Raw genomic sequence first — 9,467 nt, forward strand, 5'->3', positions numbered from 1 at the left:
GTATATACAATAAATTGAATAAAAAAATAGGAATCAAAGGAAGTATGAAAGCTTTTTACAGATTATTTTATTATATATCGATTATACTAACAGGAATTCTTGCAATCTTTACATTAGCCGGAGCTTTTGTTGAAGATACTCCACCAGATAACTCAATGTTATTGTCTTTCATCGGGTTAATATTACCTATGCTTTTGCTTATGAATCTAATTGTGGCCATCTATTGGATTATTCGTTGGAGATACTGGGTATTTATCCCAATCATTGCTATTGTTGGTAATTGGACATTTTTAAGTCGTGTATTGCAGTTCCCTCTCTTTGATTCGGCTGCTAAACCCAGAACAAGTGTGATTGTCGAAAAGAGAAATCAAGCAGGTAATAGTAAGGGAATTCAAATTAGGAATGATCAAAAAACTCAAATAGTATCCGAACAAGAAATTCAAATGAAAGCTAATCAAGAGACTTTAGTGGAAACTGATCCTAATATTTCGCAAATATCTGATCAGAAAGTTGACTCAGTAGCTACTTCGATAAATGAAAATTCTGTTGCTACTTTCTTAACGGTAGCAACTTACAACGTTGATAGCTTTAATCAGGAACATACGGGGTATTCCTGTAAACAAATAGCCGAATGCATGAAGAATCTAGGAGTGGATATTTTCTGTTTTCAGGAATTTGGTATCAATAAAGAGTTTGGAATAGATAGCCTTTATGTAGCACTTTCAGAATGGCCTTATCATTATATCCCTCCTTCTCCTGAAGGAGAAAATCTTCTTCAGCTCGCTTTGTTCAGCCGTTATCCTATCAAGGATCAACAGCTTATCACCTACCCTGAGTCTAACAACTGTAGCCTTTGGTGTGATATCGACTTCAATGGACGTACAGTCCGTCTATTCAACAATCACTTGCAAACCACTGATGTTAGCAGTAATAAACGTAAGCTGGAAAAGGAACTTAAAGCTGATAACTCTGCAAGAATTGAACTTGCAGCTATCACCCTTGCTGATGGTCTGCACAATAACTTCAAGAAACGTGCTGCCCAAGCTAATCAAATCAATCAACTAATTAAAGTTTCCCCTCATCCTACTCTTATCTGCGGTGACTTCAACTCTCTACCTTCCTCTTATACTTATCGTACAGTAAAAGGAAATCTGAATGATGGTTTCCAGACCTGCGGACATGGGTATATGTACACTTTCCGCTATTTTAAACATCTACTAAGAATCGACTATATTTTTCATTCTAAGGAGTTTGAAGGAGTGGATTATTTTTCTCCAGATATTAATTACAGTGATCATAATCCTGTAGTTATGAAGATGAAATGGCAAAATCAATAATTAATCGTTTTAAGCAGTTTATGACCATGTGTATTTGAGTTACTTATAAGTCACAATACTACACAATTAAAATAGATAAAGAACCATCTAAAGTGATTCAATAATTAGGTACAATCATAATCCTTGAATGTAAATTCGATAGCTCATTAGAAGACAAGACTTCTTTCTCCAATGAAAGTTCTCTAACAAAAGTGTAATATGATATCTATGCAGTACTAATTCCTTTTTTACACATTCAAAAGATCATCAAGAGAAGATTTTTATTTCATTCTGATTGCCGTAACTAAATAGCAGAGCTAAATGACAGCGATTATCAATCTTAATACATACTGTTGATTATGACTATAACACAATCCCATCTACTACATATTTCTTATAGTTATATATAACAATCCCCTTATATTAGCCTTTTCATGAACCGAAAAGAGTAAATATAAGAGGATTGTGTTCTCAAGAGATTTTAATCTATAGGATCTTCACTTCCAAAATTCTATTTTGTCATCCCTTTATTTTAAATAATTGCTACTATCAATGAAAGATATAACGAACACTAAACTGAACAGAGTACGTAGAATTAAAGTTCTTATACTGAGTATAAGTATCTGTTAATCTCTTACCACTGCTCTTCTGGAATGTATAACCTTTACCAATTCCTGTTCCTTTTTCTCCATATGCATCATATGCCAATAAATTAGAACTGTTCACTGTCTTATATAATCCCCAATCAGAATTCAATAGATTCAAAAAATTCTTGATATCAACACCAAATTGAAGCGTATGACGTTTGCCACCTACATTCATGTAAAAATCTTGCATAAACTTCAAATCTAACTGATGATGCCAAGGCATAATAGCTCCACCACGTTCTACATATTGACCTTTGTGTTTCTTCAGATAACTATCCTGATTGATATATGCCCAAAAATCATCTTTCTGTTGATCAGCTGTATATACTTGGCCATCCATCTTATAATCATAATATTTTCCATCGACACTATTCTTTGTCTTCTCAACAAATGTCCAATCGTTCAATTCTTCTCTGGATGCAGGGATATATAGCAAATTGTTTGCACCACCATCACCTACAATATTACCTGCAAAAGTATATGAATAACGCGAATAACCATAACCTCCGGCATATCCCATATTCATTCCTTCATAAATCAGAGATAAAGAAGAAGCAAATTTCTTCGCATATTCTACACGATAACCTGCAGAAGCAACAACACGATTTGGAGTAACGTAAGTACATATCCCATTTCATGATCATTAATGCCATTTACAGAATAGGTATTTGTCTTATATGAAGAAGTAACCTGGTCGCCAATACCATCATTATACGACTTAGCTTTTGAATAAGTATACGCAGCAGATAAATACAATCCAAAATCAAACGATTTAGCTAACTGAGCTGTGAAAGAATAATAGTAGGCTTTATGACCGCCATTTTCTATATAAAAAGCATTCTGTTTCGGGCCATTAACCATGATGGATCAGAGTACTTTGTATATACATCTCGTGTATCATTAGGGCTGAAAGTTATTGTAGATTCTGAAGGCTTATATACTTTATTAGAGATCACAGCAGGATTAATATCCTTATTAAATATACCTTCTACAGAGAAATCAATGTCACCCGGAAGTTTAACATCAAAAGCTAAAGATGTCTTCCACGTTGATGGCATCTTCAAATCTTTATCTATAATAGTCGGATCAATAGGCGCCACAATATCTGTTGTCCTGCCATTCGGATACAATTCATTTAATACCCCAGATACAGAAGGCTGAAAATGAGGCTTCAAAGTAGCCATATTTACATCTGAATATTTATATTGATACTGGCCAACATTTGAATTACCCACTGCAGAAACCAACCATACAAATGGTAAACGACCAACATAAATACCTGTACCCCCACGTAAAACAAACTTACGTTCTCCTGTGATATCCCAATTAAATCCAACACGTGGAGAAACTGAAATCTTCGCCGATGGCACCTGGTCTGTAGAATAGCTTACTCCCCCAAAATCATATTTTGCAAAATCTTCATTATAGTTATTCTTTAATGAAGGATATTTAGGTAATTCAAAACGTATACCTGCCATCAACTTAAAGTTATCACTAATATTCATCTGATCTTGTAAATACAAAGAATATTGCAATGTTTTCATTTGAGCCTTAAATTGGCTATAGTCAGCTGCATTGGAATGTGTAATAGCAAATGCAGAAGGTAGTTCGTTATTCTTGAAACCTTCCCAAGAATTGAATACATAGAATCCATTACCTGCTTGTTGGAAACCGTTGGTCGCTTTATTATATTCGAATTGGAAACCAGCTAAGAAATTATGGATACCTGTAGTATAAGAAATCTCATCTGTAGCTACAAATGTTTTTGCTTGAGCCAAGTTTCCCGGAGAGAAAATATCAGGGCCAATACGTGCATACACAGCACCATCTTTCAAGATATCAACAGTAGGAAAATCTACTGCGCCATTATAACTTCTTGGTTCGTCCTGAAAAGAATATGTCATACGTGTCATGTTATTCAATCTGCCATCTAACCATTTAGAGTTCCATTCAGAAGCGTACGATGTAAAATTGTACTCTTTAAAATAACGAGAATTTTCAAAATATAAAGCTCCATTACTAAGGACAGTACCTGAACCTTTTGAAATATTATCTACTGTTCCTCCAGGATAAATATCCGACGCATATAGAGGTGATGTTGAGGATGTAGGCCCACTATTATCTTTTGAATGTGCACGAGTAAAACGGAAATTCAATTTATTATTATCATTGATGTTCCAATCCAAGCGAGCTACGACTTTATAGGCAGGAGTTTTAATAGAATATCCTTGATAACGTCCCGGATCATAACTATATTTATCTATAAAATAATTACGGATTTCATTCATATCCGATACAGTCGGACGATTAATATTAGCCGTATTAGCTCCCCAATCATCCGTACTATTGACACGTGCTTTACTAGCAGGACCTGCTGTTACATTATCTTCATATTCACCATTCACAAAGAAGAATAGTTTATTTTTAATGATAGCACCACCCAAACTAGCACCATAAGTATAATATTGAGATTTTTCACGAACCAACTCTAAATCACCTACTTTATTACCTTTCAAGTTCTCATTATTTAAAAAAGTATAGGCAGTTCCGTAAAAATCATTTGTACCACTCTTAGTAACTGCATTGATTGCTCCACCAATAAATCCGCTTTGACGAACATCAAACGGAGTAACAGATACAGCAATCTGTTCCAATGCATCCAGAGAAATAGGAGATCCACCACCTGGTAAATTAGAACCGATACCAAAAGTATTGCTAAAAGCAGCACCATCCACTGTTACATACGATTGACGGTAGTTACCACCGCCTACAGCAAAACCGTTCCCTGTATTTGCACTCTGAGGAGTTAAACGCATAACGTCATTCATACTACGACTTACAGTAGGAAGCATTGCTATCTGCGCTTCTCCGATATTAGTAATAGCACCTGCACGGTCACTCTTCATATTACTATTTCTGGTAGCAGTAACTACAATTTCATCCAACAATTCTGAACTTTCCTTCAAAGATACATTCAATACATAATTGTCTCCCAAAGATAAATTAATTCCCTTGTAAATAGCAGCCTGATAACCTACGTAAGAAATTTCAACTTTGTAGGGTCCTCCCGTGCGCATACCTTGAAGATTAAATTGTCCACTGACATTGGTCACAGTGCCGTAACGTGTTCCAGAAGGTTCATGGATAGCAGTAATTGTTGCTCCAATAATCGGTTCATCTTGTGCCGTCACTTTACCACTCATGCTAGCAGTCGTAACCTGCGCACTCATCGTAGCAGTAATTAGCAACATTACTACCACTAGAAAAGATCGCATTCTTTTTAACATAATGTAATTGATTAGTTTTACTAATTGTTTTGTTCATTAAACTGAGTACAAAGATAATTAATATTATTTAGATTTACATTACATTTGTAATACAATAAATTAAGAGAGATAAACATTTTAATGTAAACAAAACAAAAAAGCCTCTACAAGTATTTGTAGAGACTTTCTGCTGAAATACAAAAGATTGTCTTATTTTCCCGACTATTGCAACGTGTTAATCATTCATTAACTTTCTATAACGAACACGTTTCGGTTCTTCATTACCTAAGCGTTTCATTTTGTTTTCTTCGTATTCCGAATATGATCCTTCAAAATAGAATACATTCGAATCTCCTTCAAAAGCTAGAATATGCGTACAAATACGGTCAAGGAACCATCGGTCATGAGATATAACAACTGCACAACCTGCAAAATCCTCCAAACCTTCTTCCAGCGCTCGCAACGTATTTACGTCTATATCATTGGTAGGTTCGTCGAGTAATAGCACATTACCTTCCTCCTTCAAAGCCATGGCCAGATGCAGACGATTTCTTTCACCACCAGAAAGTACGCCACAAAGCTTTTCCTGATCTGCTCCTGCAAAATTGAAACGAGAAAGATATGCACGCGCATTGATATCACGTCCTCCCATACGAATCAATTCATTTCCACCGGAAATCACTTGATAAACACTTTTATTGGGATCTATATCTTTATGTTGCTGATCTACATAAGCTACTTTCACAGTCTCCCCTACCTCAAATTCCCCTTTATCTACTGTTTCCAGTCCCATAATCAAGCGGAAAAGTGTCGTTTTTCCTGCACCATTCGGACCGATTACTCCAACAATTCCATTAGGAGGAAGCATAAAGTTCAAATCGTCAAACAACAGTTTTTCACCATACGCCTTTGCTACATGCTTAGCTTCAATCACCTTATTACCTAAACGAGGACCATTCGGAATAAAAATTTCCAGTTTTTCTTCCTTCTCTTTTACATCCTCATTCAATAATTTATCGTATGAATTAAGACGAGCCTTACCTTTAGCCTGACGAGCTTTTGGAGCCATACGCACCCATTCCAACTCGCGTTCCAACGTTTTACGTCGCTTACTGACAGTTTTTTCTTCCATCTCCATACGTTTGGTCTTTTGTTCTAGCCAAGAAGAGTAGTTTCCTTTCCATGGAATACCTTCTCCCCTATCCAATTCAAGAATCCATCCAGCTACGTGGTCAAGGAAATAACGGTCATGAGTTACGGCAATTACCGTACCTTCATATTGCTGCAAATATTGCTCAAGCCAATCAATAGATTCAGCATCCAAATGGTTGGTTGGCTCATCTAGCAACAAAATATTAGGTTTTTGCAACAACAAACGACAAAGAGCTACCCGACGACGTTCACCTCCAGAAAGATTCTCTGCCAACTGATCTTCAGGCGGACAACGGAGTGCATCCATTGCACGTTCCAATTTGCTATCCAAATTCCAAGCATCAGTAGCATCAATAATATCCTGCAATTCTCCTTGACGTGTAAATAGAGCATCCATTTTATCCTGATCTTCATAGTACTCAGGTAAACCAAATTTTTGATTGATTTCTTCGTATTCCGCCAGTGCATCAACGATTGGTTGTACACCTTCCATTACTATCTCTTTAACAGTTTTAGTATTGTCCAGATATGGTTCTTGCGCCAAATATCCTACAGAATATCCTGATGAGAACACGACTTCTCCCTGATAGGATTTCTCCAAACCTGCAATAATCTTTAATAACGTAGATTTACCGGAACCATTCAAACCAATAATACCGATCTTCGCTCCATAAAAAAACGACAGGTAAATGTCTTTCAACACATTTTTATTTGGTTGGAAAGCTTTGCTCACTCCCACCATTGAGAAAATAATTTTTTTATCGTCAGCCATATATTATTATTGTATATTGTTGATAATCGCACAAAGGTAATAAAAATGTTTGAAATGCTTTGGAGTTCTAAAAAAATGTTCTACCTTTGCACCCGCATTTTGAAAGAAAGAGCAAAAGGATTGATTCGCTAGCTCAGCAGGTAGAGCACAACACTTTTAATGTTGGGGTCCTGGGTTCGAGCCCCAGGCGGATCACTTGAAAATCAAGCAGTTATCTAATTTAGATAGCTGCTTTTTTCTTTATATACACTATATTTTGCTACGTTTGTGTAAACCAGTGTGTAAACCGGAAAACCGAATGAGCGAAACAATTAAAGTGCTGTGTTACAAATCAAAAACTCTTAGTAATGGTGAACATCCTCTGATGTTATGCGTCTGTAAAGACCGCAAAAGAAAGTTTCAAAGTCTTGGTATATCCATAAAAGCGGAATTATGGGACTTCAAGACAAACCAACCAAAGGACAAATGTCCGAATCGTGAAAGAATAGCCGTTCTCATTAGCGAAAAAATCAATGAGATACAGAAAACCGCTTTGGATAAAAGAATAGCAGGCAAGGACTTTACGGCTACAACTCTTATTGAATCTACCACAAACAACACTACCAATAAAACGGTAGGTGAATACTATCTGACTTATATTCAGAACTTACAGAAAGAGAATAGAATCAGATACGCAGGAATGTTTGAAGTGTCCTATTCGTCTTTTATAAAGTTCAACAAGCATCTTGACATACCATTCTCTGATATTGATGTTGCTTGGCTAAAGCGGTATGAGAAATGGATGAAAGAACAGAATCTTTCAGTAAGTACCATAAGTACACGAATCAGACACCTACGAGCCGTCTTTAATCTGGCGATAACGGAACATTCGATTAAAAGCGATTGTTATCCGTTCCACTCCTATAAAGTTTCCAAGTTGAACAAGCAGACCGCAAAAAGAGCTTTGAATAAGCAGGACATACTGAAAGTAATGCAATACAAAGGCACTTCTCTTATGGAATGCCTTGCTATTGACATATTTATATTCTCGTATTTGAATGCAGGTATAAACTTCATAGATATAGCCAAACTAAAATACTCCAACATAATAGAGAACCACCTCACTTACAACAGAGAAAAGACAAAGAAACTGATAAGCATACCATTACAAGCAGAAGCAATGGAAATAATAGCGAAGTACAAGAATATGAAATCACCGTACTTGTTTCCTGTACTCTCACCATTCCATAAGACAGAGATACAGATAGCAAACAGACTGCATAAAGTTTTGGCAAAGGTAAACAAGCATCTGAAAGAAATAGGTGAAAAGTTGGAACTGCCTATACCTTTGACTACATACGTTGCACGCCACTCGTATGCGACAGTTCTCAAACGGGCAGAAGTTTCAACAGCTATTATCAGTGAATCTTTAGGGCATAGCTCGGAGAAGATAACGCAAGTTACTTAGACAGTTTCGATAATGAGCAGATAAGCAATGCAATGAAGAACCTACTATAACAAAAAGAAGTCTGTAGTCCGCAAAAGATTGCAGACTTTTCTTTTATTTTGCAGTATAACTAATATGAATGTACTTATGTATCAGATAGAAGAACTGCCCGATTTAAAAGTGGCTTGGCATGAAAGCTACAAATGTCTAAATGAACCACTCTTAGAATATGTGTGGGAGGTAGCCAACCACTTCCTGCCCGATTATGCGGAAACAGATATGGGAATGATACCCGTAGAATCTTCCGCGCCTGCCATATTCGCCAACAGATATGCGGAAAGAAACTTGTCTGTTGAAGAAAGGTACGAGAGAACCCAAGAAATGAAAACATTCAAAGGAACTTTGGAAGAATACAAAAAACGAGAATACAGAAAGCTGGATGATTCTTTCAAAGAGAAGTTCCTGACTAATGAAGACTTACAGAATACCATTGAAGCGTATAAGTTGGACGTTAGCAAGTTTTGGTATCTACTTCTGTTCGTATATGACTTTATAGAGGATATTGGCACAAACGCACCTGCATTGAACAAGTCCGTATTGGAGGACTTTAGCTATTTTCATGCTACCCTATTGGAAGCTACAAGTATCACCCTAAAGAAGAACAACAAGAAAAGCTATGTTGTTGAAAGGGAGGACACAATCAGAATCCTTCAAGCAGCCTTGCAACATTTTATCAATACATACAGCGATATTAGACATAGTGAGCAAGATAGAGAAACTATGATTAAACAATTAAAGGACATAGGTTTGGAGGGCTTTATCAGAAATGACTTATCGTCAAAAATCAGCTTTACAGACAAGTCCAGTCTTGACATATCTTATAAGAAG

General features: G+C 36.3%; 4 protein-coding genes, 1 tRNA gene and 1 pseudogene. 4 read left to right on the forward strand and 2 right to left on the reverse strand.

Going from position 1 to position 9,467, the window contains the following annotated elements:
- The first annotated feature begins 44 nt into the window (after positions 1-44).
- Positions 45-1,337, forward strand: coding sequence for an endonuclease/exonuclease/phosphatase family protein (locus tag JCM17102_RS31875; protein WP_025076043.1), 1,293 nt, complete (start codon positions 45-47; stop codon positions 1,335-1,337).
- A 528-nt stretch (positions 1,338-1,865) separates the two neighbouring features.
- Here the strand turns inward: JCM17102_RS31875 and JCM17102_RS24505 are convergent.
- A pseudogene (locus tag JCM17102_RS24505) lies at positions 1,866-5,250 on the reverse strand (TonB-dependent receptor).
- 214 nt (positions 5,251-5,464) lie between these two features.
- Positions 5,465-7,153, reverse strand: coding sequence for an energy-dependent translational throttle protein EttA (gene ettA, locus JCM17102_RS17150; RefSeq protein ID WP_025076044.1), 1,689 nt, complete (start codon positions 7,151-7,153; stop codon positions 5,465-5,467).
- A 122-nt stretch (positions 7,154-7,275) separates the two neighbouring features.
- Between ettA and JCM17102_RS17155 the strand changes: the two genes are divergently transcribed.
- The 3 genes from JCM17102_RS17155 to JCM17102_RS17165 form a co-directional block, all read left to right on the forward strand.
- Positions 7,276-7,348, forward strand: a tRNA-Lys gene (locus JCM17102_RS17155).
- A 103-nt stretch (positions 7,349-7,451) separates the two neighbouring features.
- The gene (locus JCM17102_RS28140) at positions 7,452-8,600 is read left to right on the forward strand and encodes a site-specific integrase (protein WP_306302485.1); all 1,149 of its coding nucleotides are present in this window, start codon (positions 7,452-7,454) and stop codon (positions 8,598-8,600) included.
- A 126-nt stretch (positions 8,601-8,726) separates the two neighbouring features.
- Positions 8,727-9,467: hypothetical protein (locus JCM17102_RS17165; RefSeq protein WP_033887012.1), on the forward strand; the 741-nt coding region annotated here is incomplete at its 3' end.

It is taken from the genome of Bacteroides faecichinchillae JCM 17102 (assembly GCF_000614145.1).
Classification (GTDB): domain Bacteria; phylum Bacteroidota; class Bacteroidia; order Bacteroidales; family Bacteroidaceae; genus Bacteroides; species Bacteroides faecichinchillae.